This window comes from Paraliobacillus salinarum (genome assembly GCF_014083865.1).
Lineage (GTDB): Bacteria > Bacillota > Bacilli > Bacillales > Amphibacillaceae > Paraliobacillus > Paraliobacillus salinarum.
On record NZ_JACEFA010000005.1, the window covers coordinates 1 to 23,826 of the forward strand.

25 protein-coding genes and 1 other annotated feature are annotated in these 23,826 nt (G+C 35.3%); of the genes, 18 read left to right on the forward strand and 7 right to left on the reverse strand.

Going from position 1 to position 23,826, the window contains the following annotated elements:
- The 3 genes from HP569_RS06520 to HP569_RS06530 all read left to right on the forward strand — a co-directional run.
- Positions 1 to 197: IS3 family transposase (locus HP569_RS06520; RefSeq protein WP_182199027.1), on the forward strand; the 197-nt coding region annotated here is incomplete at its 5' end.
- A 340-nt stretch (positions 198 to 537) separates the two neighbouring features.
- Positions 538 to 813 carry a DUF1294 domain-containing protein gene (locus tag HP569_RS06525; protein WP_182200367.1) on the forward strand — a complete coding sequence of 92 codons (276 nt, stop codon included), beginning with the start codon at positions 538 to 540 and terminating at the stop codon, positions 811 to 813.
- A gap of 44 nt (positions 814 to 857) precedes the next feature.
- Complete coding sequence (locus tag HP569_RS06530) at positions 858 to 1,448, forward strand: TVP38/TMEM64 family protein (protein WP_182200368.1); 591 nt, start codon at positions 858 to 860, stop codon at positions 1,446 to 1,448.
- 34 nt (positions 1,449 to 1,482) lie between these two features.
- On the opposite strand, the gene HP569_RS06535 is transcribed toward HP569_RS06530, so the two are convergent.
- On the reverse strand, positions 1,483 to 1,872 hold the full coding sequence (locus HP569_RS06535; RefSeq protein ID WP_182200369.1) for a protein kinase family protein: 390 nt from the start codon (positions 1,870 to 1,872) through the stop codon (positions 1,483 to 1,485).
- A gap of 121 nt (positions 1,873 to 1,993) precedes the next feature.
- Here HP569_RS06535 and HP569_RS06540 point away from each other — a divergent pair, with 121 nt between their 5' ends.
- Positions 1,994 to 2,479 (forward strand): dUTP diphosphatase, encoded by a 486-nt coding sequence (locus tag HP569_RS06540; RefSeq protein ID WP_182200370.1) that lies wholly within the window; start codon positions 1,994 to 1,996, stop codon positions 2,477 to 2,479.
- A 62-nt stretch (positions 2,480 to 2,541) separates the two neighbouring features.
- The gene (locus tag HP569_RS06545) at positions 2,542 to 3,627 is read left to right on the forward strand and encodes a M42 family metallopeptidase (protein WP_182200371.1); all 1,086 of its coding nucleotides are present in this window, start codon (positions 2,542 to 2,544) and stop codon (positions 3,625 to 3,627) included.
- Positions 3,628 to 3,680: 53 nt separating this feature from the next.
- Here HP569_RS06545 and HP569_RS06550 read toward each other — a convergent pair whose 3' ends face one another.
- Positions 3,681 to 4,289: a lytic transglycosylase domain-containing protein gene (locus tag HP569_RS06550; protein WP_182200372.1), complete on the reverse strand. Its 609-nt coding sequence runs from the start codon at positions 4,287 to 4,289 to the stop codon at positions 3,681 to 3,683.
- Between the two features lie 99 nt (positions 4,290 to 4,388).
- A complete protein-coding gene (gene sspI / locus HP569_RS06555; RefSeq protein WP_182200373.1) occupies positions 4,389 to 4,604 on the reverse strand; it encodes a small acid-soluble spore protein SspI in 216 nt (71 codons plus the stop codon).
- 97 nt (positions 4,605 to 4,701) lie between these two features.
- On the opposite strand from sspI, the gene HP569_RS06560 reads away from it, so the two are divergent.
- The 4 genes from HP569_RS06560 (at position 4,702) to HP569_RS06575 (ending at position 9,712) form a co-directional block, all read left to right on the forward strand.
- Positions 4,702 to 5,439 carry a TrmH family RNA methyltransferase gene (locus tag HP569_RS06560; RefSeq protein ID WP_182200374.1) on the forward strand — a complete coding sequence of 246 codons (738 nt, stop codon included), beginning with the start codon at positions 4,702 to 4,704 and terminating at the stop codon, positions 5,437 to 5,439.
- Between the two features lie 97 nt (positions 5,440 to 5,536).
- Positions 5,537 to 5,774, forward strand: a binding site (T-box leader).
- Positions 5,775 to 5,832: 58 nt separating this feature from the next.
- A complete protein-coding gene (pheS, locus tag HP569_RS06565; protein ID WP_182200375.1) occupies positions 5,833 to 6,867 on the forward strand; it encodes a phenylalanine--tRNA ligase subunit alpha in 1,035 nt (344 codons plus the stop codon).
- 14 nt (positions 6,868 to 6,881) lie between these two features.
- Positions 6,882 to 9,308: a phenylalanine--tRNA ligase subunit beta gene (pheT, locus tag HP569_RS06570; RefSeq protein ID WP_182200376.1), complete on the forward strand. Its 2,427-nt coding sequence runs from the start codon at positions 6,882 to 6,884 to the stop codon at positions 9,306 to 9,308.
- 173 nt (positions 9,309 to 9,481) lie between these two features.
- Complete coding sequence (locus HP569_RS06575) at positions 9,482 to 9,712, forward strand: hypothetical protein (RefSeq protein WP_182200377.1); 231 nt, start codon at positions 9,482 to 9,484, stop codon at positions 9,710 to 9,712.
- A 370-nt stretch (positions 9,713 to 10,082) separates the two neighbouring features.
- Here HP569_RS06575 and HP569_RS06580 read toward each other — a convergent pair whose 3' ends face one another.
- Positions 10,083 to 10,274, reverse strand: a complete 192-nt coding sequence (locus tag HP569_RS06580; protein ID WP_182200378.1) for a hypothetical protein — start codon at positions 10,272 to 10,274, stop codon at positions 10,083 to 10,085.
- A 120-nt stretch (positions 10,275 to 10,394) separates the two neighbouring features.
- Positions 10,395 to 11,330: a ribonuclease HIII gene (gene rnhC, locus HP569_RS06585; RefSeq protein WP_182200379.1), complete on the reverse strand. Its 936-nt coding sequence runs from the start codon at positions 11,328 to 11,330 to the stop codon at positions 10,395 to 10,397.
- A 126-nt stretch (positions 11,331 to 11,456) separates the two neighbouring features.
- Between rnhC and zapA the strand changes: the two genes are divergently transcribed.
- The 7 genes from zapA to uvrC all read left to right on the forward strand — a co-directional run bounded on the left by zapA (position 11,457) and on the right by uvrC (position 19,314).
- Complete coding sequence (gene zapA / locus HP569_RS06590; protein ID WP_182200380.1) at positions 11,457 to 11,732, forward strand: cell division protein ZapA; 276 nt, start codon at positions 11,457 to 11,459, stop codon at positions 11,730 to 11,732.
- On the forward strand, positions 11,725 to 12,279 hold the full coding sequence (locus HP569_RS06595) for a CvpA family protein (RefSeq protein ID WP_182200381.1): 555 nt from the start codon (positions 11,725 to 11,727) through the stop codon (positions 12,277 to 12,279). Before zapA ends, HP569_RS06595 begins: the two co-directional genes overlap by 8 nt.
- Before the next feature lie 87 nt (positions 12,280 to 12,366).
- Positions 12,367 to 14,088, forward strand: a complete 1,722-nt coding sequence (gene polX / locus HP569_RS06600; protein ID WP_182200382.1) for a DNA polymerase/3'-5' exonuclease PolX — start codon at positions 12,367 to 12,369, stop codon at positions 14,086 to 14,088.
- A 15-nt stretch (positions 14,089 to 14,103) separates the two neighbouring features.
- Positions 14,104 to 16,449: an endonuclease MutS2 gene (locus HP569_RS06605; protein WP_182200383.1), complete on the forward strand. Its 2,346-nt coding sequence runs from the start codon at positions 14,104 to 14,106 to the stop codon at positions 16,447 to 16,449.
- Between the two features lie 66 nt (positions 16,450 to 16,515).
- The gene (locus HP569_RS06610; protein ID WP_182200384.1) at positions 16,516 to 16,923 is read left to right on the forward strand and encodes a DUF350 domain-containing protein; all 408 of its coding nucleotides are present in this window, start codon (positions 16,516 to 16,518) and stop codon (positions 16,921 to 16,923) included.
- A 191-nt stretch (positions 16,924 to 17,114) separates the two neighbouring features.
- Entirely contained in the window at positions 17,115 to 17,429 is a 315-nt protein-coding gene (trxA, locus tag HP569_RS06615) for a thioredoxin (protein WP_182200385.1), read from the forward strand.
- A 97-nt stretch (positions 17,430 to 17,526) separates the two neighbouring features.
- Positions 17,527 to 19,314: an excinuclease ABC subunit UvrC gene (uvrC, locus tag HP569_RS06620; protein ID WP_182200386.1), complete on the forward strand. Its 1,788-nt coding sequence runs from the start codon at positions 17,527 to 17,529 to the stop codon at positions 19,312 to 19,314.
- 60 nt (positions 19,315 to 19,374) lie between these two features.
- Here uvrC and HP569_RS06625 read toward each other — a convergent pair whose 3' ends face one another.
- Positions 19,375 to 19,809, reverse strand: coding sequence for a YslB family protein (locus HP569_RS06625; RefSeq protein ID WP_182200387.1), 435 nt, complete (start codon positions 19,807 to 19,809; stop codon positions 19,375 to 19,377).
- 170 nt (positions 19,810 to 19,979) lie between these two features.
- On the opposite strand from HP569_RS06625, the gene HP569_RS06630 reads away from it, so the two are divergent.
- Entirely contained in the window at positions 19,980 to 22,646 is a 2,667-nt protein-coding gene (locus HP569_RS06630; RefSeq protein ID WP_182200388.1) for a YhgE/Pip domain-containing protein, read from the forward strand.
- A 137-nt stretch (positions 22,647 to 22,783) separates the two neighbouring features.
- Positions 22,784 to 23,008: a helix-turn-helix domain-containing protein gene (locus tag HP569_RS06635; protein WP_182200389.1), complete on the forward strand. Its 225-nt coding sequence runs from the start codon at positions 22,784 to 22,786 to the stop codon at positions 23,006 to 23,008.
- A 152-nt stretch (positions 23,009 to 23,160) separates the two neighbouring features.
- Here HP569_RS06635 and HP569_RS06640 read toward each other — a convergent pair whose 3' ends face one another.
- Positions 23,161 to 23,820 (reverse strand): excalibur calcium-binding domain-containing protein, encoded by a 660-nt coding sequence (locus HP569_RS06640; protein ID WP_182200390.1) that lies wholly within the window; start codon positions 23,818 to 23,820, stop codon positions 23,161 to 23,163.
- Positions 23,821 to 23,826 lie beyond the last annotated feature (6 nt).

Sequence of the window (23,826 nt, forward strand, 5' to 3'; positions counted from 1 at the left end):
ATAATTCGCCCATGGAGAACTTTTTTGGTTTACTAAAACAAGAGATGTATTACGGAGAGGCACTGTGCTCGTTTGAAGAATTAAAAAATAAAATTAAGGAACATATCAATTATTATAATAATAAGCGTATAAAGCAAAAATTGGCAGGCATGAGTCCAGTTCAATACCGAATTCACACCAGCCAATTAGCTGCTTAATATAATACTCTAACTTTTTGGGGTCACATCTTTTCCGAAATGAAGATAGTAGTTCTTTTTTATGATTAAATAATATATAAGGATGTCCATTTTGTTTATAAAAATTAATCATTTTGATCCTATGTACACGTTTTATGACCATTTTAATAAACAGATTGTTGATTGTGGTCACGAGAAGCTGTTTTTAACTACTTTTTAAAAATCAAGGTAAAAATGTGGTCAATTCATTATTCACAATAAAAAATATCAATTAATGAATAGCTAATCCATGTTATTATTTGTATTACATTAGATGTGAAAAGTGGTTAAACTAGACAGTCAAAATAAAAGGAGAAAAACTATGCAGTGGATTAGTTTAATTTATATTATAGCAGTAAATGGTATCGCGTTTATCGTAATGGGGATCGATAAGCATCGAGCAGAAAAAAGAAAATGGCGTGTGCCTGAGAAAAATTTATGGTTACTTGCTATTATTGGCGGTTCGATAGGTAGCATAATAGGAATGAAGACCTTCCGACACAAAACAAAGCACCGATCGTTTCAATTTGGTATGCCAATCCTACTAATCGGACAAATTTTACTTTATATTTTCTTGAATACATCAATCCTGTCATAAAGGCTCGTCTCCTGTCATAGAATGAATATGAAGGAGGAGAAGTTATGGAGTATATCGGTGCTTCTGTCACAATGATGATGGAAACAGCGGGGATTTTTGCACCTTTGATATTCATTGCACTGCATTTACTTCGACCAATATTATTTCTTCCCGTCGTTTTTCTATGCATCACTGGAGGACTTTTATTTGGGGTGATACCAGGTATTGCATATTCCCTTGTAGGTGTAACATTATCTAGCCTTATGTTTTATAAAATGAGTGAAAAAATGCCTAGTACACTACAACGCTTTATTCGAATGAAACAAAAATTGTTAGGAAAACAGCCTGATTTAACCACTTCTCAAATTGCTATTTTAAGATTAATTCCATTTATTCATTTCCATCTATTATCGCTATGCATCCTAGAAGTATCCCGTCATCTAAAAGATTATATGCGATCCTCTATCATTTCGAATATTCCACTAACAGTCGTGTACACATCAATTGGAGAATCGATTACAAATTTATCACCAGCCTTGAGTGGTAGTATGATGATAGGAATATTGCCGCTTCTATATTTCGTGAGGAGAAAAGAAATATATATTAGCTGGCATGACTTCTTTCATCCAAAAACAACAAATAGTGATGTAATCTAAAAATGAAACAGTATGCTGCTGTTTCATTTTTAGATTAATAAATATCTAATAATTGACTAATTGGATGCTTCCACTCTACTTTTGCATAAGGATAATATATAAGTATTTCTTTTTCAAGAAAATATAAGTCGTCACGCTCTAAACCCTTTAATTCGTGTGGCTGTTTGGCGTAAACAATGACGGTGACAACATCAAACGCGCTTTCGGTTGTTCCAATATATTTTTCCCCTTCAAATAAAATCCCTTTATAAGTCATAAGAAAATTTTTTTCAACATGATCAGGTTCATCTAAGAAATAGAACTGTTTTTTATTTTTGGCTACTTCTAGCTTTCTAGCTGGATTAGTGACATATTTATAAACGGTATACAATAGAAACAGAATAGCTATAACAATAAATATACGAAATAGGTATACAATAAACATTGGCATCACTCCCTATGAGTATGTTCACCCTACTATACGAATAAGTATACCGTTTGGTTTCACGAAAATAAATAAATTCATGTTATAATGAAAAAAGTTTGCCACAGAAAGAGGGATATAAATGAATTGGGAAAAGCTTTTTGTTATGCAAAAGCAATTAGATCAGTACATAGAATCAAATCATCGCCTAGAAAAAAGCGAGTTATTTGATAAAAAGGTTTTAGCTTTACTGGTTGAATTAGGGGAGCTTGCGAATGAAACGCGCTGCTTTAAGTTTTGGAGTAAGAAAGGTCCGAGTGAAAATCATGTTATTTTAGAAGAGTATGTGGATGGACTTCACTTTATTTTATCACTTGGGATTGATCAAGGATTTGAACAGAATCAAATTGATATTCCAACAAAAGAAGCTGATCCGACAACATTATTTCACCAAGTTTATCAAGCGAGCTTAAGTTTAAAAACTGAAACGACGAGTGAAAATTATCAAAACTTATTCGGAGTCTTTTTACGATTAGGACAAGTACTTGGATTTTCTGAACAAGCAATTATGACCGCTTACATAGATAAAAATGAAGTGAATTTTAACCGACAAGACCAAAACTATTGAGTGAAACGTTTCAAATTAGATAAGAATAAGTCTATAATGATTGTAAGAGGAGGTTATACATAATGACACAATTAAATGAAAAATTAACAATGCTTAAAGAATTAACCGATGCAAAAGGGATTTCAGGAAATGAAAAAGAAGCAAGAGAGGTAATGAAGAAATATATTGCACCTCATGCGACAGAAGTTTACACTGATAATCTTGGAAGTTTAATTGCAAAAAAAGTAGGTAAAGAAGATGGACCGAAAGTAATGGTAGCCGGACATTTAGATGAAATTGGTTTCATGGTGACACGAATCGATGATAAAGGATTCTTATATTTCCAAACCATTGGTGGCTGGTGGAGTCAAGTTATGTTAGCGCAGCGCGTGACGATTCAAACATCAAAAGGTGATGTTACTGGAATTATTGGCTCAAAACCGCCACACATTATGCCTGCTGAAGCGCGTAAAAAACCATATGAAATAAAAGATATGTTTATTGATATCGGAGCATCTAGTCGTGAAGAGGCAGAAGAATTTGGTGTACGACCAGGCGATTCTGTTGTCCCATATTTTGAATTCACACAGATGAATAATGAAAAGCTACTATTAGCAAAAGCGTGGGATAATCGCATTGGTTGTGCAATTGCGATTGAAGTATTGAAGCAATTAGACGGAGTAGATCACCCGAACGTCGTATATGGTGTGGGTACAGTGCAAGAAGAGGTTGGCTTACGTGGTGCAAAAACCGCAACGAGCACGATTCAGCCGGACATTGGCTTTGCAGTTGATACAGGTATTGCTGGTGACACACCTGGTATTTCGCCTAATGAATCTGATAGTAAGCTTGGTGAAGGACCACAAATTATTATATACGATGCATCTATGATCTCTCATAAGGGTGTACGTGATTTTGTAGTAGAAACGGCAGAAACAAATAATATTCCATTCCAGTATGCTAGCCTCGCTGCTGGTGGAACAGATTCAGGTTCTATTCACTTGACTGCGAATGGTGTTCCTGCACTATCGATTACTATTGCGACAAGATATATTCACTCACATGCTGCAATGATTCATCAAGATGACTTTGATCATGCCGTACATTTGATTGTCGAAGTGATTAAACGCTTGGATACAGATAAAGTGAAAGAAATTACTTTTGATTAAATCATAAAAAGTTGCTGGGGTATCGTTCAATCATACTCCAGCAACTTTTTTATTTAAACATATTGTGACATTATCTTAGTTACATAGTTTTGCGTTTCTTTAAAAGGAGGAATTCCACCGTATTTATCTACATTTCCAGGACCTGCATTGTATGCTGCAAGCGCTAGCGATGTATCTCCATTGTATTTCGTAAGCATTTGCTTCAAATAACGTGTGCCACCGTTAATATTTTGGCGTGCATCGAAAGAATCGGTCACTCCAAGTCCAGCTGCGGTTCCAGGCATCAATTGCATAAAACCTTGAGCTCCAGCACTACTTACTGCATGTTGATTAAAATTAGACTCTGCCCGAATGACAGTAGCGATTAAATTTCGGTCAACACCGTATGTATTGGCGGCCTGATCAATAATGCTTTGCACGTCATTGGAGACTTTTGATTGAACAGGTGATGGGCTATTATATAAACGATTAGTAGTTACTTGATTCGGTTGTAATTGACTTCGAATTGATGGACCGGTCGAATCTTTTATCTGTTGAGCCATCATTGATTCTAGAACATTTTGAAACATAGTAGAAGTACTAGAATTAGTATTCATTGTATTCGATGAAAAGTTTGCCATCGCTTGAGCCTTCATCATACTCTGTATCAATCGAATATCCATTATTAATCCCCTTTTTTTCGACAACATATTAAGTTTAGTTTATCTGAAACGGGGCATCAAAGCAATGTTATTTGTAAAAATAAAGTAAAAAGTACTAATTTAGTGTGCTTGTTTTACACCTTGCTCTAGCGCAGTTAACATTTCTTCTTTTTCACTATTATCTGATTCTTGCCAGATCAGTTCAAATAGAACACCCAAACCAGGTAACATTTTTTCTTCTCCACTTTGGATTGCATCAACAATCGTCGCTTCTAATTGCTCTTTATTATTCTCCGAGATATTTGCTAAAATCGCCTTGCGTAAATTTAAATCCAATTCAATCACCTCAACAATAATTTATTTTAAAATTAGTTTGACCATAAGACTAAAAAATATGTATGATAAGATATGAGATTAAAAAAGGATGAGTAAAATGATTACATCAGTAAAAAATGAAACAGTGAAACAATGGAATAAAATGAAGAAAAGAAAACATCGTGAACAAACAAATCATTTTTTAATAGAAGGTACACATTTAGTAGAAGAAGCAATCAAAAGTGATTGGTCAATTGAAACGTTGATTGTACAAGAAAACATGGACATCCCTTTTAGTAATGGAGATTTTGATATTATTACCGTTTCAGCTAACGTAATGGACCATTTAGCAGATACAAAAACACCTCAAGGAATCATGGCGGTAGTTAATCGAAAAGAAATACGACTTACAAACAATCATCGCTTACTATTGTTAGATTCGATCCAAGACCCTGGTAATGTAGGCACAATGATTCGTACAGCTGATGCAGCAGGTTTCACAGGGGTTATTTTAGGTGAAAATACAGTAGATCTGTTTAATGATAAAGTGATTCGATCGACACAAGGTTCATTGTTTCATATCCCTGTCATACAAGCTAATTTGGAAACGTTTTGCCGAAAATTAAAAAAGGAGTCTGTTTCCATCTGGGCTTCTACCTTAGAGCGAGCTGATGCGATTAATGAATTAACAGTCCCAGACAAAGTGGCATTAATTGTCGGCAATGAAGGTGCAGGTGTTTCTAGTACTTTAATAGAGCAAGCAGACCAACGTGTGCATATTCCTATCTACGGTCAAGCAGAGTCTCTAAATGTTAGTGTTGCGACTGGAATTATGTTATATCAATTAGTTCAATAATAATTTCTGATAATTTTTCGGTAAGTAGTTGCATATTGTCGGTTACTTTCCTATAATAAAGTAAGATATCGAGCGAAAGTACTCGAAAATTGAATAGAAATAGGCTGAGAAAGAGTCAGTAGACTTTATAAGTAAACAATGTTTAGGGATAAAAAGCCATGGACTGGAAGCTTTTTTCATTGTAGTAAGGTTGAAATTTCACTCTGGAGCCGACGTTTGGGACCTTGTTATTTACAAGTAAGAACGTTTCCGGAATGTTTTCCGTTATCAATGAAAGTGGGCAAATGCTAATTTGTCAACAAGGGTGGTACCGCGATCCAAGCCTCGTCCCTTTTTATAAGGGATAGGGGCTTTTTCTATTGCAAAAAACTGTTATATAGGAGGGTGTTAGAAATGAAGGAACGTCTACAAGAGCTTCAACAAGAAGCATTAGACAAAGTAAATGAAGCGACAACACTTGAAGCATTACAAACGATTCGTGTTTCTTATTTAGGAAAGAAAGGACCAATCACAGAAGTATTACGAGGTATGGGGAAATTATCTCCGGAAGAACGTCCAGTCATTGGAGAGCTAGCTAACAAAGTTCGAGAGGCGATTGCTAACCAATTAGACAATAAGAAAGCGGACTTAGAGGCACAAGCTTTGGAGAAAAAGTTAGAAACAGAAAAAATTGATGTCACACTTCCAGGACGTCCAGTTTCTGTTGGAGGACCGCATCTTCTAACGAGTATCGTAGAAGAGATAGAAGACTTATTTATCGGAATGGGCTTTGAGGTTCGAGAAGGTCCAGAGGTGGAGACAGATTATTATAATTTTGAGGCATTGAACTTACCAAAGGATCACCCAGCAAGAGATATGCAAGACTCATTTTACATTACAGAAGATTTGTTGCTACGTACGCACACCTCACCTGTCCAAGCACGAACAATGAATGAATACAAAGGGAATAAGCCTGTGAAAATGATTTGCCCGGGTAAAGTGTATCGTCGTGATACGGATGATGCAACACACTCACACCAATTTACTCAAGTGGAAGGCCTTTATGTAGATAAAGACGTACGAATGAGTGATTTAAAAGGGGTATTAAATCAATTTGCTAAACAATTCTTTGGCGAAGAAAGAGAGATTCGCTTACGCCCAAGCTTCTTCCCATTTACAGAGCCATCCGTAGAAATGGATATCTCATGTAAGGTGTGTCATGGAGAAGGCTGTTCTGTTTGTAAGCAAACAGGTTGGATTGAAATATTAGGTGGAGGAATGGTGCATCCACGAGTGTTAGAAATGGCAGGATATGATCCAACTGTTTACAGTGGATTTGCATTCGGTATGGGGCCAGAGCGAATTGCAATGTTAAAATATGGTGTCGATGATATAAGACATTTCTATACAAATGATGTTCGATTTTTAAAACAATATCATAAAGCGTAAAAAGGAGGAATAGCATGCTTGTTTCATTAAATTGGTTAAAAAATTATGTTGATTTACAAGGGTTACCCCCTGAATCATTAGCAGATAAAATAACAAAGACAGGTATTGAAGTAGAAGGTATCGATTATGTTGCAGCGAAAAGCACCAATGTTGTCGTTGGTTATGTAGAAAGCTGTGAAAAGCATCCAGATGCGGATAAATTAAATGTGTGTCAAGTAAATGTTGGGGAGGAAACACTGCAGATTGTGTGTGGTGCACCTAATGTAGCGGCTGGACAAAAAGTTGTAGTTGCAAAACCAGGTGCTGTTTTACCTGGAAACTTTAAAATTAAAAAGGCGAAGCTAAGAGGCGTGGAGTCTAATGGCATGATTTGCTCCTTGCAAGAGCTTGGCATCGTGGAGAAATTCGTACCTAAAGATGTAGCTGAAGGAATATTCGTTCTTCCAAATGATGTAGAAGCTGGAGCGGATGCACTACAATTATTAAATTTAGATGATGCAATTTTAGAGCTTGGATTAACACCAAATCGCTCAGACGCATTAAGTATGCTTGGTGTTGCTTATGAAGTAGCAGCTATTTTAGATGTAGATGTTAAACTACCTGATACATCCGTAAGCATGATCGAAGCAAAAGCAACAGATGAAGTTGGATTAACAGTAGATGCTCCAGAATTAAATCCATATTATGCTGCATTTGTAATTAAAGATATCAAAGTAGGCCCATCACCGTTATGGATGCGAAATTATTTAATAGCAGCTGGTATTCGACCAATAAATAATGTGGTTGATATTACGAACTATGTATTACTTGAGTATGGTCAGCCACTTCATGCTTTTGACTTTGATACATTTGGTTCAGATGAAATCGTCGTTCGTCGTGCTAAGCAGAATGAAACAATGACAACATTAGACGATCAAACAAGAGATTTAACTACTGATCATTTAGTCATTACAAATGGGCAAGAACCTACAGCGCTAGCAGGCGTAATGGGTGGAGCAAACGCGGAAGTATCTGATACAACAACAACTGTTCTGTTAGAAGCTGCTTATTTTGACCCGAAAGCCGTGCGTATTGCATCGAAGCACCATGGTTTACGCAGTGAATCTAGTGCTCGTTTTGAAAAAGGAATTGATCCGAACCGTGTTTATGCAGCAGGTCTTCGTGCTTGTCAGTTATTAGCAGCACATGCAAATGGAACAGTACTAAGCGATCCTGTGATTTTTGATCGATTAGATAAATCAGAAAAGCAAGTTACGATTGAAACGACTCGGATAAATGAACGTCTTGGAACAGATATGACAGACGAAGAAATTGCTATAATCTTGAAAAAATTAGGGTTCACATTTGAGCAAGATGGAGAAAAATTTGACGTAGCTATCCCGACAAGAAGACAAGATATTAGTCAATTTGAGGACATGTTAGAGGAAGTTGCTCGTATTTATGGGTATGATCACTTACCATATACGTTACCTCAGGGCGCAGCACAAGCAGGTGGTTTAACAAAGGCGCAAGAATTAAAGCGTTTTGTGAAAAATTACTTTGAAGGAGCTGGTTTAAAAGAGGCTATTACTTACTCCTTAACAACAACGAATCGTGCGCAAATGTTAGTAAGTCCTGAGATTAAAGCACAATCAGTAACGCCAATTCGTTTAGCTATGCCAATGAGTGAAGAGCATAGTACACTGCGATTGAGTATTTTACCAGAAATGCTAGATTCATTAGCGTATAACCTGGCACGTAAGCAAGCCAATCTTGGTTATTATGAAGTAGGAACAGTCTTTATTTCTGAAGAAGAAAAAGTAACAAAGCAACCGAAAGAACTCTTGCGTGCTGGTGCAGCCGTTACTGGCGAATGGCTTGCTCATCCTTGGCAGCAAGAAAAGAAAGCAGCCGACTTTTTCTTAATAAAAGGTATCTTAGAAGGATTATTTGACAGATTACATGTCGATGCAACATTCGAGCCTACGAAGATCGACGGCATGCACCCTGGACGTACTGCAATCGTGAAGGTAGGTCATACGGTAATTGGTTTTGTTGGTCAAGTACATCCAAAGCTTCAAAAAGATTTTGACTTGAAGGATACATTCGTATTTGATATTGATTTAGAATATCTTATCGAACAACATGAAAATGAACCAAGCTTTAATAAAATACCACGTTTCCCTACAGTTACTCGTGACATTGCACTAGTTGTTGATGAGACAGTTTCTGCAGGTGATATTCAACAAACGATTGAAACAAACGCTGGTCCATTATTGAAGGAAATACAAGTGTTTGATCTGTATCAAGGCGATCGATTAGAAGCAGGGAAGAAATCATTAGCGTTCCACTTGCTTTATTTAGATCCAGAGCGTACTTTAACAGACGATGAAGTAGAAGCATCGTATCAAACAATCTTAACAGCAGTACAAGATGCACATAAAGCTGAATTAAGAAGTTAAGTCTATTTGTAAGAAGGTTTTGATTTCAAAGATGAAGTCAAAGCCTTTTTTATTATAATTCATATATCATGGTTATATATTTAAATAAGACCTAGAAGTGGGAACTGTTATAGAATAGTAAACGTCTAATTATTAGAAAAAAAGAAATCATGATTAAAGAGGAGGGTTTTTTTATGCTATGGATAATGATTCAAAACAGACAAAGCTTGGTTAAAGTAAAAGATGTAACTGTAAAAGGAAAAAACATAGAAGGATTTATAGAAAATAGTTTTTTAGACCAATGGAACAAAACGTTGGGTAAATATGAATCTAAACAAAGAGCAATGAAAGTTATAGGTGAAATATTTATGGAAATAAAGGAAAATAATAATTTACATGTGACCTACACGATGCCTGAAAAATAAAAGTCAACAAATTCAATTATTTTAATAAAAATTCGAGGTAAGATCACATATAAGTCTAGATTATGGAGGCGTTTTTTTTTTTGGAAGAAGTAAAAAAGAATGTAATAAAAATTAAATTTATAGTAGTTATAGGATCGTTTTTGGTGATAGCAATACCTTTTATATTTAAGGCTTTTAGTTAAAAGTTTTAGAGAAAAATGGTGCAGTTGTTTAATATGCGATTGTGAATAAAATTATCATTTTATTGGATTAGTAACGATAAGCATGATTAATAACAGAAAGATTAAAAAGAAATCATAGTTTATAAAACAATCCCTCAAACTTATTCGTTCGAGGGATTGAAGTATGATTTTAAAGAAATTCAATTCAACTAAAACTGCGGCAATAGACCTAATACATACATAATACCCAACACTATTACAAGAACACCAGCAATTTTGTAAATCCATTTTTGGCCGTTAGATAACTTATGTTCATTTGAACCAATTGTTTTTCCTTTTATTCCAATCGTTAAATTAATAACCCCAACAACGATTACTAATAACCCTATTAAATAATTCATGCTCCGTCTCCTTTGATGTTGTTATCGCTTTAAGTATATGAATCTTTCTCAAACTTTGTATGTTAAAGTTTGCATGACAAGTGATCGAACGTCAACCTTTATTTATTTGAAAAAATTCACTTATAAATAAGCGGATGCTTTTTTTGTGTTTGCAAAATGTACTTTTGCAAAGCTGTTTAGGTTATCTCTTCCATATTTCTTAATCATAGTAGCAATCGCCCGGTCTACTTTTGCAGATGCGCCCTTAGGCAATGTCATTTCGGCTTTCTTTGATAGTTTGTTCATCTCTTGAACAAAACTAGCACGTGCAATAATCGATCCAGCAGCAACCGCAATGGAATGACTTTCTGCTTTCGTCATAAAATACACATTTTCTTGTAGCGCATTTTTTTCTGATTGTAAGTGACGCTGATATACTTGCGGTTCACAGAACTGATCAATAATAATTCCGTCTGGCTTTACTGGTTCAATTTTTTTAATTAATTGATTGATTGCATGGTTGTGTAACATAGCTTTCATTTTCCCTTGCGTCCAACCTTTTTGTTGTAGCTTATTGTATTTGGGATTATGTAAGATTACTAATGAGTATGGTAACTCAAGCTGAAGTAGTTTTCTTGCAATGGAAGTAATAGAGGCATCCGTCAAATTTTTTGAATCCTTTACTCCTAGTTCCTTTAATAATGGAATTTGACTTTGCTCCACGTAAGCTGCGGCTACAGTAATTGGTCCAAAGTAATCTCCAGTACCTGCTTCATCTGACCCGATATGTGATTGTGTGAATAAACTAGGGTTAGGCATAAAGTTATGTTGTTTTGGTTTAGAATTGTTTGATGGACTAAAGGAACCAGTTTCTTCAATATCCCCCCATTTTCCAGCCTCTATTTCAGGGTTTTTACCTTGAAATAATACCTTACCAGATCGATAGGCTGTAATAGAACTGTTTGGTGTTTTTGCAGCGAATACAGCTCCTTGAGGTGCCTGCTTTAACTGTGATTGATAAGCTTGCATCATTTCTTCAATTTTATTTAATGGCAATTTTAGTACAATTTGTCCCATAATAACTCCTTCTTTGATAAGATAAATATAGTATAGCAAAAGAAAACACAATAGAATAGTTTCCTAAATGATAATGTTCATGTTAATATTAACTTTAGGATTTGATAGAATTGAGGGGGTATAATCGTGTCCCAATCAGATAAAACACGGATAACGGTTGATATATATGGTAAGACTTACAAAATTATAGGTGAAGAAAATTTACATCACGTTAAATTAGTCGCTAGCTTAGTTGATGAAAAAATGAGAGAGATTCATGATGTGAACAAAAGCTTGGATACGTCCAGATTAGCGGTATTAACAGCTGTTAATACAATGAATGATTATATGAAATTACAAAAAAAATATGAAGAATTAGAACAGACATTAAATCAGAAAGAGGACCAAAAATATCATGATTAGTATATTAATAATTGGCCTATTAGTATTAGGTTTATTACGTGGTTTAAAAAGAGGTTTCATTCTACAAGCTTTTCATTTAGTAAGCTTTATCATTTCATTTATTGTAGCAGCAATATACTATGATAAATTAGCGGATAAGCTTATTATGTGGATACCTTACCCTAATTTACCTGAAGGAGAAACATGGGCAGTATTTCTTGATTCTCTACCATTAGAAGCTGCGTTTTATAATGCTATTGCGTTTGCAATTATTTTCTTTAGCGTAAAAATTATATTAAGCATTATAAGCTCTATGTTAGATTTTGTTGCAGAACTTCCTGTTTTGCATTCCATTAATCGTTTATTAGGTGCGATCTTAGGATTTATTGAATCATATGTTGTTTTATTTGTTTTATTATACATAGCAGCACTTGCACCAGTAGGAATTGTACAGCAAGCAATAGAGGGCTCTTCTGTTGCACAATTTATTATCGAACATACACCAATATTATCAGCAGAACTAAAATCATTATGGTTTGAGCATGTTGCAAGCTTGTTTGGTGAATAATGATTGAATAAGTATATCAAAGAAACCCTTGCGCATATTGATAAGCAAGGGTTTCTCTACTGAATAAAAGTACCGGAGGATGAAGAGATGAATCAGATTAACAAAAAAGATGTCATCGGTTTATTAGAAAAAATAGCGCTTTATCTAGAACTTAAAGGAGAAAATCCGTTTAAAATTTCTGCCTATCGAAAGGCGGCGCAGGCATTAGAAACAGATAATCGTTCTTTATCAGAAATTGATGATTTCACCGCCCTAAACGGCATCGGTAAAGGAACTGCCGCTGTGATTCATGAATACGTAGACCAAGGTACTTCAGAAGCTTTATCGGCTTTAGAAGAAGAAGTTCCTGCTGGTTTAATTCCTTTATTAAATTTACCTGGCTTAGGTGGGAAAAAACTGGCCAAACTTTATCAAGAATTAGAAGTTGTTGATGCAGATTCATTACGTGAAGCATGTACAAGCGGAAAGGTTGCTGAATTAAAAGGATTCGGTAAAAAAACGAGTGAAAAAATAATTAAGGCTCTAGATGAAGCAGACAGCCAACCTGATCGTCTCCCGATCGCAAATATGCTACCCATTGTAGAAAAATTAGAAGCGTATTTAGAAGAAATAAATACTGTATTGCGCTATTCACGCGCTGGAAGTATTCGACGCATGCGTGAGACAGTGAAAGACTTAGACTTTATCATCGCTAGCGACGAGCCTGATAAGGTTAGAGATGAATTATTAGCGATAGCCAATATAAAAGAGATTATCGCATCAGGAAATACAAAGGTTTCGATTGTATTAGAAGAATCCTATGATATTTCTGTAGATTTCCGCATTGTGAAACCAGAGGAATTCACAACAACATTACATCATTTTACTGGTTCTAAAGATCATAATGTAGCGATGCGCCAACGAGCGAAAGCACAGAATGAAAAGATTAGTGAATATGGTGTGGAAAATAATGATACAGGCGAATTGTTAACTTTTGAAACAGAGAAAGATTTCTTCCATCACTTTGGCTTAACTTATATTCCGCCAGAAGTACGCGAGAATGCAGGGGAATTAGATGCATTTGAGCAAGAAGTAGCTTTAGTAGAGCCTGATGATATTAAGGGCGATTTGCATATGCATACAACTTGGAGTGATGGCGCGCAATCTGTAGAAGAAATGGTGAATGCGGCAATCGATCGTGGATATCAGTATATTGCTATAACGGATCACTCAAAGTTTTTAAGAGTAGCAAACGGATTAAATGAAAACCGATTACGAGAACAAAGAGAAGAAATTGAACGATTAAAACAAAAGTATCCAGCTATTCATATTTTTGCAGGGGTAGAAATGGATATTTTACCTGATGGGAATTTAGATTTTGATGATGCATTTTTAAAGGAAATGGATTATGTAATTGGTGCAATACATTCTAGTTTTAACCAAACAGAAGAAGAAATTATGAAACGGCTTTATCATGCATGTGATAACCCGTATGTTACGATTATTGCACATCCAACTGGAAGAATTATCGGTCGCCGTAAAGGATACCAAGTCAATGTAGAAAAATTAATTAAGCGGGCGAAGGAAACGGGTACTGTGTTAGAATTAAATGCAAATCCGAATCGATTTGATCTAGCGCCTGAGTGGTTGCAGTTAGCACAAGAACAAGGGGTTAAGATCGCGATAAACACGGATGCGCATAATGAAGCCTCGCTTGATTATATGAAAGATGGTGTCCGTGTAGCAAAACGCGGCTGGTTAAAGAAAGAGACTGTAATCAATACATGGTCAAAGGAAGAACTCACAAACTTATTTAAAAGCAAACGGTAAAAGGGGTCACAATATATGAATGATCGAATATTTCATGTGTTAGAATTTCATAAAATTATTGAACAACTAGAAAATCATGCCGCATCATCACTTGGAAAAGAACAAGCACGAAAGTTAAAACCTTTAACTGATTTGCAAGAGGTGCTGCAGTTGCAAGCAGAAACAGATGAAGCTGTAAGTATTGTTAGGTTAAAAGGAAACGTACCACTTGGTGGAGTCGTCGATATAAGACCAAGTATTAAGCGTGCACTGATTGGTGGTGCTTTAAATACACAGGAATGCTTAGATATCGCAGGTACTATTTATGGCGGAAAACAGTTAAAACGATTTATTCATGCGATGGAAGAGCCAGAACTACCAATTATTCGAGGCTTGGTAGAAGAAATAACCTCACTAAGTGAATTAGAAACAGAAATTAAGAGCTGTATCGATGACCATGGACATATGATGGACGGAGCATCTGACAAGTTACGTTCCTTGCGTTCTAAAATAAGAACAAATGAGTCTAGACTAAGAGATAAATTAGATAACTATACAAAATCAAAAAGTAGTATGTTATCTGATGCAATTGTAACGATTCGAAATGATCGTTATGTCATACCGGTAAAACAAGAGTATCGTGGGGCAATTGGTGGTATTGTTCATGACCAATCAGCGTCTGGTCAAACACTATTTATGGAACCACAAGCAGTAGTAGACTTGAATAACCAGCTGCAAGAAGCAAAAGCTCAAGAGAAAACCGAGATTGACCGGATTCTTCATGAATTATCTACTAGAATAGCTGCGGACCATGACTTTTTAGCGCATAATGTAGTGATCTTAGCAAAATTAGATTTTATGTTTGCACGAGCACATTTAGGGCAATCAATGCGCGCAGCTATGCCGAAAATGAATGATCAAGGAATTATTGAAATGAAGCAGGCGCGTCATCCGTTATTAACAGATGATGAAGTAGTAGCTAATGATATTGCATTAGGAAAAGATTATCATGCGATTGTGATTACTGGACCAAATACAGGTGGGAAAACAGTTACACTAAAAATGGTAGGATTATTTACATTAATGGCACAATCCGGCCTTCAAGTACCAGCTTTAGATGGCTGTGAATTAGCAGTTTTTGAGGATGTATTTGCTGATATTGGAGATGAACAATCTATTGAGCAAAGCCTAAGTACATTTTCATCACATATGACTAACATTGTAGAAATTTTAAAGCATGTTAATGAAAAAACATTAGTGTTGTTTGATGAATTAGGTGCGGGAACAGACCCACAAGAAGGTGCTGCTCTTGCGATGGCTATTTTAGATGATGTTGTTAGACGAAATGCAAGGATTATTGCGACGACACACTATCCAGAATTAAAAGCGTATGGCTACAATCGTGAAGGAGTAATCAACGCTTCTGTTGAATTTAATGTCCAGACTCTTCAGCCGACTTATCGTTTACTAATTGGTGTACCAGGAAGAAGTAATGCATTTGAAATTTCTAAACGTTTAGGGCTAAATGCAGAAGTAATTGACGCTGCCAAGGGGCATATCGGTACCGATTCAACAAGTGTAGAGAACATGATTGCATCACTTGAGAATGCAAGAAGAGAAGCGGAGAAGGACCAAGAGGAAGCAGCACGTTTATTAGAAGAAGCTGATGAGCTGAAGAAAGAACTAGAAAATCAATGGAATCAATTTGATCAAAAGAAAGAAAGTCTATACCAAAAGGCGGAAGAAAAAGCGGAAAAAGCACTTCAAAAGGCACGCGAAGAATCAGAAGCAATTGTTGCAACGATTAGAGACATGAAGCATCAGGCTACATTAAAAGAACATGAATGGATTGAAGCACGTAAACTATTTGATGAGGCACAACCTCAACTTTCTAGTAAGAAAAAACAACCGAAGAAAATCGTTAAAGATGAAGACCGTGAGCTAGAGCCAGGTAATGAAGTACTGTTATTAACATTGAATCAACAGGGAAGCATTGTTAATAAAATTAGTAAAAATGAATATCAAGTACAAGTTGGTATTATGAAAGTAAAAGCAAAACGTAAAGATTTACAATTCGTTAAACGTCAAGAAGCGATCATCGAAAAACCAATGGCTACTGTTAAAGGATCAAATTATCACGTTAAACCTGAGCTTGACTTACGCGGGGAAAGATATGAAGATGCATTGCACCAACTTGAAAAATATGTGGATGATGCATTATTAGCAGGATATCCCAATGTATCGATTATTCATGGAAAAGGAACCGGGGCGTTAAGAAAAGGTGTACAAGCTTTCGCGAAACGTCATTCACATATTAAAAACCAACGAGCTGGTGAAATGAATGAAGGCGGAACGGGTGTGACAATACTAGAATTCAAGTAAGAGACTTTCTTACATTGGTCAAAGTAGAAAGTTGATAACTAGGAAAGGGAGATTGAGATGTATATCATGGCAGCGTTTTGGGAAAATCCATTTATTGCTTCAGCAGCACGATACAGTGTAGTCATTCTATGTATGATCGTCTTTCTAGCAATATTTGAACTTGTAACCTCCTATAAAAACTGGGAAGAAATAAAAAAAGGAAACTTTGCAGTAGCGATGGCAACAGGCGGAAAAGTGTTTGGAATTGCTAACGTCTTTCGTTTTTCGATTCAACATAATGATACAATACTTGAAAGTATAAGTTGGGGTGCGTTTGGCTTTGTGCTACTTTTGATGGGATATTTTATATTTGAGTTCCTTACCCCCACATATAAAATTGATAAAGAAATAGGCAATGATAATCGTGCTGTAGGATTTCTTTCCATGGTGATATCAATCGGGTTATCATTCATTATCGGAGCTAGCATTATATAATCTACATTTTTAATTTATAAGAACGATTCTTGTGTAACGATAAGTAACTAAAATTAGAAGATACCAAACAAAGGTTTTATTTCTAATTTATCGGGTAAAGTAATAAATGAGCAAACTATTAGCCAGTTAACAAAACGTCATGATATACTACAACAAGTAAGATGGTTAAGTAATAAAGGAGGACGAAATAAATGGCAATTGTAAATGCAACAGACCGTTCGTTTATCAATGATACACGTGATGGTCTAGTATTAGTGGACTTTTGGGCAACATGGTGTGGCCCATGTAAGATGATTGCTCCAGTATTAGAAGAAATCGATGCTGAAATGAGCGATACAGTTAAAATTGTAAAACTTGATGTGGATGAAAACCAAGAAACTGCAGCGAAGCACGGTGTGATGAGTATTCCAACACTACTATTATTTAAAAATGGAGAAGTAGTAGATCAAGTAGTTGGTTACCAACCAAAAGAAGCACTTGAAGCATTAATCAACAAGCACGCATAATCAATAAGATTAATATATCCCTTGTTACTTTATGAGTAGCAAGGGATTCTTCTTTATTATACAATAGATGTAAGTATATCTAGTGGAGTTGTCAATTATGTCAGATAAAATTAAAGAGAAATTAGCTGTGCTCCCTGCCCAACCAGGCTGTTATTTAATGAAGGACAAGCATGGCACAATCATATATGTCGGAAAATCTAAGCTGTTGCGTAATCGTGTGCGGTCATATTTTACAGGGGCAAATGATCAAAAGACACAACGGTTAGTGCAAGAAATTGTTGATTTTGAATATATTGTTACCTCATCTGAGATTGAAGCATTGATCTTAGAGATGAATCTAATTAAAAAATATGATCCTAAATATAATGTATTGCTAAAAGATGACAAAAGTTATCCCTATTTAAAAATTACAAATGAACGTCATCCGAGATTAATCATTACACGTAAAGTGAAAAAAGATAAAGGGAAATACTTTGGACCATATCCAAATGTTCTAGCAGCAAGAGAAACAAAAAAGCTACTTGATCGTATGTACCCTCTAAAAAAATGTAATAATCCTCCTGGTAGACATTGTTTGTATTACCACATGGATCAATGCCTAGCATGTTCAGAAACACCACCAACTGTTGAAGAATATAGACAGATTGTGCAACAAATTGTCTCTTTTTTGAATGGTGGTCATAAGGAAATTAAACAACAAATTCAACAAAAAATGATGATCGCTAGTGACGCATTGAATTTCGAGCGGGCAAAAGAGTTAAGAGATCAAATACAGCATATTGAAGCAGTTATGGAACAACAGAAAATGACTCTAAATGATCAAGTCAATCGTGATGTATTTCATTATGCGTATGATAAAGGGTGGATGTGTGTTCAAGTCTTCTTTATTAGACAAGGGAAATTAATTGAACGTGACGTATCTATTTTTCCATTTTATGATGAAGCACAAGAAACGTTTATGAGCTTTGTAGGACGGTTTTATTTACATCAAAATCATCCTAAGCCAAAGCAAGTGTTAGTTCCTGCACCAGTTGATTACAAATTGTTAAGCGAGTTGTTAGAAATAGATGTAACAATTCCATATCGTGGACGTAAAAAAGAATTAATTGATTTAGCTGGGAAAAATGCTGAAATTGCACTAGAAGAAAAATTTTCTCTTATTGAAAGAGATGAGGCGAGAACAATCAAAGCTGTTGAAGGCTTAGGTGAGAAGCTTCATATTGAAACACCACACCGAATTGAAGCGTTTGATAACTCAAATATCCAAGGGACAGATCCTGTTTCAGCAATGGTTGTTTTCATGGATGGCCGTCCACTAAAAAAAGAATATCGGAAATATAAAATACGAGACGTCAAAGGTCCAGATGATTATGAAACGATGCGAGAAGTCGTTCGAAGACGTTATACAAGAGTGTTAAAAGAAGGACTACCTTTACCAGATCTAATTGTGATCGATGGAAGTAAAGGGCAAATGAGTGCTGCATCAGATGTATTAGAAAATGAATTAGGATTAGAGATTCCATTATGTGGTTTAGCCAAGGATGATAAACATAAGACAAGTGAATTACTATATGGCGTACCTCCAGAAACAATACCTTTGGACCGGAAATCACAAGAATTTTACTTAATCCAACGTATCCAGGATGAAGTCCATCGATTTGCGATTACCTTCCACCGCCAATTGCGAGGAAAAAGTGCTTTTAAGTCAGAGCTAGACGCTATTCCTGGTGTGGGAGAAAAGCGCAAGAAATTATTGTTAACACACTTTAAGTCGATTACTGAGATCAAGCAAGCAACAATAGAGGAACTCCAACGGTTAGGCATACCTAAACCAACAGCACAAACAATTCTTGATAATTTAACTAAAGAAAAAGATGATAAATAACAAGATGCACCTTATACATCGGTATTTTCAATGTTTAAGGTGCATCATATTATTCACTGTTTATTTTGATATAAGTACTTTAAATTCTACATAATTTTTCTTTGATTTGATTTCATCGATACATTCACAATCCAGCTGCTTTATTTGCTGTAATGCTTCGGCTAAAAAACCCGCCTCAAGTCTATAATCAGTAACGATATCTTGTTTCATTCGTTGTGTGATCGCCGAACCAGTCAATGAGAAAATAAACTCCCTACGTTTTTCTTTTACATCAACTAATTCTCCCCAACCCACTTTATAAAAAAAGTCTTTCACTTGTTCTATAGAATCCCATTTTATTTGTCGTGCTAAATTCTTTCCAAGTACATAAAGGATCGTTGCTGCATCTTTTCCAAGCAAATCTGGTAAACAAACATAGCGCAGTAAATCGTATCCACTACCTGTAGTTTGCATTAAATCTGCTATTTCCTCAGTTCTTTGTAAATTAGTATGCACAAATTTTTCCCCTTCCTAACAATAACCTGTTTATATTATCTCTTGAAAATGCAGGGATTGCAACGGTCAATTCTACTAATATAAAAGAGGTTAGAACGTGACATTTGTTAGAGAAAGTTTTACAATAACATGCATGATAAGTTTGTAATGAAAAAGTAGAAGGTGTAAAAATGAGAAAAATAATAGAGATTGTAAAAACAGATTGGAAGAACATAATTAAAACTCCTGTAGCTGCCTTTTTAATTGTATCATTAATGATTCTTCCATCTTTATATGCTTGGTTTAACTTAAAAGCGTCATGGGATCCATATTCCAATACAAGTGACATCGCCATTGCAGTAACAAATGATGACCGAGGAACAGAGGTAAGAGAGAAAGACATTAACATTGGTGAACAAATCATTGATAATTTAAAAGAAAATGATGCGCTTGGATGGACCTTTGTTTCAAAACAAGATGCTGAGCATGGTGTCAAACACGGGGATTATTATGCTAGCATTTATATTCCAACCGATTTTTCTGAAAAGATAGGTACGTTACTAGAAGAAGAACAGATTAGACCAGTGATTGAATATAGTGTTAACGAAAAGATTAACGCCATAGCACCGAAAATGACCTCTACTGGCGCATCGACTATCGTAACTCAGACTAGTGAAAGCTTTGTTGAACAAGTTAGTCAAGCGGTGTTAACAGGGTTTAATGAAATCGGAATAGAATTAGAAAAAGAATTGCCAACTATAAGAAATATAGAAAATAAAATATTTGCGTTAGAGGAACGACTACCCGATATTGAGGCTCTAGGGGATAAGGCAATTACACTTGAAGAAAAATTACCCGAAATTAATAAACAAGCAGAAAAAATAACAGAGCTTCAACAAGTTATGCCTGAAATAATGGATGCTGCCGACAGTGTGGTTCGATTAAATGAGAAGATGCCACAGATAGAAAAAGTAGGAGAGGGCATTGTGACGCTACAAGATAAAATGCCTGAAATAAAGCAAGTAGCAGACACCATTATTGATGTAGACAAAAACTTTGCTAAGATTGAGGAGTTAGTTGCTAATACATTACAAGATATACAAAGCGCACAAGATGTAATGAATAAAGCACAAGATGCATTACCTGAAATTAAAAAAGTGGCGGAAAATAGTGAAGTATTTGCAAAAGCGATTAGTGACTTTTTAGAAAATAATAATGGAGCTTTCGATACAGTTAACCCGGTATTAAAGCAGAACATATTACTATACCAGCAAACAGCTAATGCCGTCCATCAATTCGCTGTTCATCTAGATCGTAACGAGTTAGCTACACCTGAAATAGAAAAAGCTATCCCACAGCTGTTAAGTGATTTAGAGTCCAGTATAACTAGTATAGATCAATCTATACAATTATTAGAAGTGATTAATCAGCAAGCAAGTAACAAAGATTTAAAGCAAACGTTAAGTAACCTACAAGCATTGCAGGAAAGATTCTACTCCGAGCAAGATATGTTAACGAAGATGGGAAATAATATTCCTAACATAACAGACAGTCAAATCAATGACTTAGTGAATGTATCAGAACAAGCTTTAAATCAAGCCAATACACTTGTTTCGGATTATGACCAAACGATTTCTCCAGTTATAGATGAAGGAATTGGTCATTTGCAGGAGAGTGCAACGAACGCTAGTGACAATTTAGAGCAAGCTCAAGAAGCATTGCCTAAAGTAGAGACCATTTTAAAGAATACAGAAGAATCATTAGCTTATGGAGAAAAGCAAATTAAGGAATTACAGCAGCGTTTACCCGAAATAGGTGACGAAATTCATCAAACAGCGTTGACGATAAATGACAAACTTGATGATGTGGAAAGCGGAGTTAATCAAGCGGTAAGTTTTTATCAGAATCAATTCCCAAAGGTAAAGGATCAAATTCAACGAGCGGCATCTTTTGTTGAAAAAGACTTACCAGAAGCAGCAAAAGAAGTGGATAAAGTGGCAGATTTTATTGATAACCGACTGCCTGAATTGGAAACATCTGTTCACAAAATTGCTGATATTGTACAAAACGATCTGCCTGGATTAGAAGATACGGTACGACATACTGCTGATCGTATTAGGCAGTTTGAAGGCAGTCATGATCTGAATGATATTATTCAACTGTTGAAAAATGATATTGAACAAGAAAGTGATTTTCTTGCTAATCCGATTGAATTAAGTGAGAATAAAGTTTTTCCAATTCCAAACTATGGTTCAGCTAATTCTCCATTTTATACGACACTAAGTTTGTGGGTTGGAGCATTATTATTAATTTCTTTACTAACAGTAGATGTTCATAACAGGGAAGGTGTTTATAAGCATCATCATGTTTATTTTGGTAGAGGTTTAACCTTCGCCAGTATTGGATTGATGCAAGCATTAATCGTAACATTGGGTGACCTGTTTATTTTAGATGCATATGTTAAAGAACCAGTCTGGTTTGTTATCTTTGCTATTTTTATTAGCATGGTATTTATGTCGATTGTTTACACGCTTGTTTCTGTTTTCGGTAATGTTGGAAAAGGATTAGCAATTATATTGCTAGTGCTTCAATTGTCTGGATCAGGTGGTACATTTCCAATTCAAGTAGCACCTGCGTTTTTCCAAACAATTAATCCATTTTTACCATTTACGTATGCGATTAGCTTATTACGTGAAGCGGTAGGAGGAATAGTGCCAGAAATTGGTGTTCGTGATATTCTCGTTCTACTTGCGTTTATGATCATAGCAATTTTGTTCGCGATTTTATTAAAAAAACCTCTCGATTCACAAATTAGAAAAGTGTCTGAACAAGCGAAGAAGAGTGGGTTAATTCATTAGATTTGTAGGACAACGGTATATTTATCTTAAAACACGATAAAAGCAAGCACAGAAACAATTTTTAGAACATAAAATACTCTGACTAAATAAATACCCTTCAAAGCGTGGCTCTAAGAACAGCAAGGAGGGGTTAAGACTTGAAGGATAGTGAGTACAAGCCGAAGCAATTATTGACCAAACGAGAAAAAGAAGTGTTTGAGCTTTTAGTACAGGATAAAACAACAAAAGAAATAGCCCAGGAACTGTTTATATCCCAAAAAACAGTACGGAATCACATTTCGAACGCAATGCAAAAGCTTGGTGTGAAAGGGCGTTCGCAGGCAGTGGTAGAGCTTCTACGTATGGGAGAATTAAAGCTCTAATAAAAACCGACTTTCGTTTTTGAAAGTCGGTTTTTTGCATGAATTGATTATTTATCATAGTTTGTTTGTAAATTAAGGTCTTAACTAAATCAACAATTATGAATGTTTAAAGTACTATCTACTTTTGCTAACCTAATATTTGTAGCATTAATTTAAGATTCACATCCTACTCCATCACCGTCTCGATCTAGATGTCTAGCATACCCAGGGTCACCTTTGTAAACTGGAGCCGCTCCTGCTTCTTTTGCTGCGGTACAATTTTTATAGTAAGCAGAGGTAGAAAAATTACTGGATGTATTTGAATTAGTATTATTGTAAGAATTTGATGACTTGTTAGTAGATTGAATATCTAAGCTACTTTGTAAAGAAGCATTTTCATTTGTCAATTTGTCAATTTTTACATTTAACTCTTTAATTTCATTTTTTAATTCTTTATTGCTTTTAACTTGTTCATTAAGCTTACTATATTGTTTCTTAGCTTCATTAAGTTGGTCTTCAATTTCGGATTTGCTAGTGATTAAATCTTTAAGTTGTTTTTCAAGTTCCTTATTTTCATCAGTTATTTTTTCATTTTTTATTATAAGATCCTCATTTTTTTCTATTAACTCATTGTTTTCGTTCATTACTTGAACTAATTTTCCAGAAGCGGCAAATTCACTGTCGATTATTAAGAATATAATTCCTATTCCAAGAATTAAAAAAAATACTTTTTTTGATATATGCCTCTCTTTATTGGATATTTTCTTTATAAAATGATAAATAAGATAACCTAACGAATATAGGATAATCAATAGGCCAATAGCTGCAAACATTTTAAA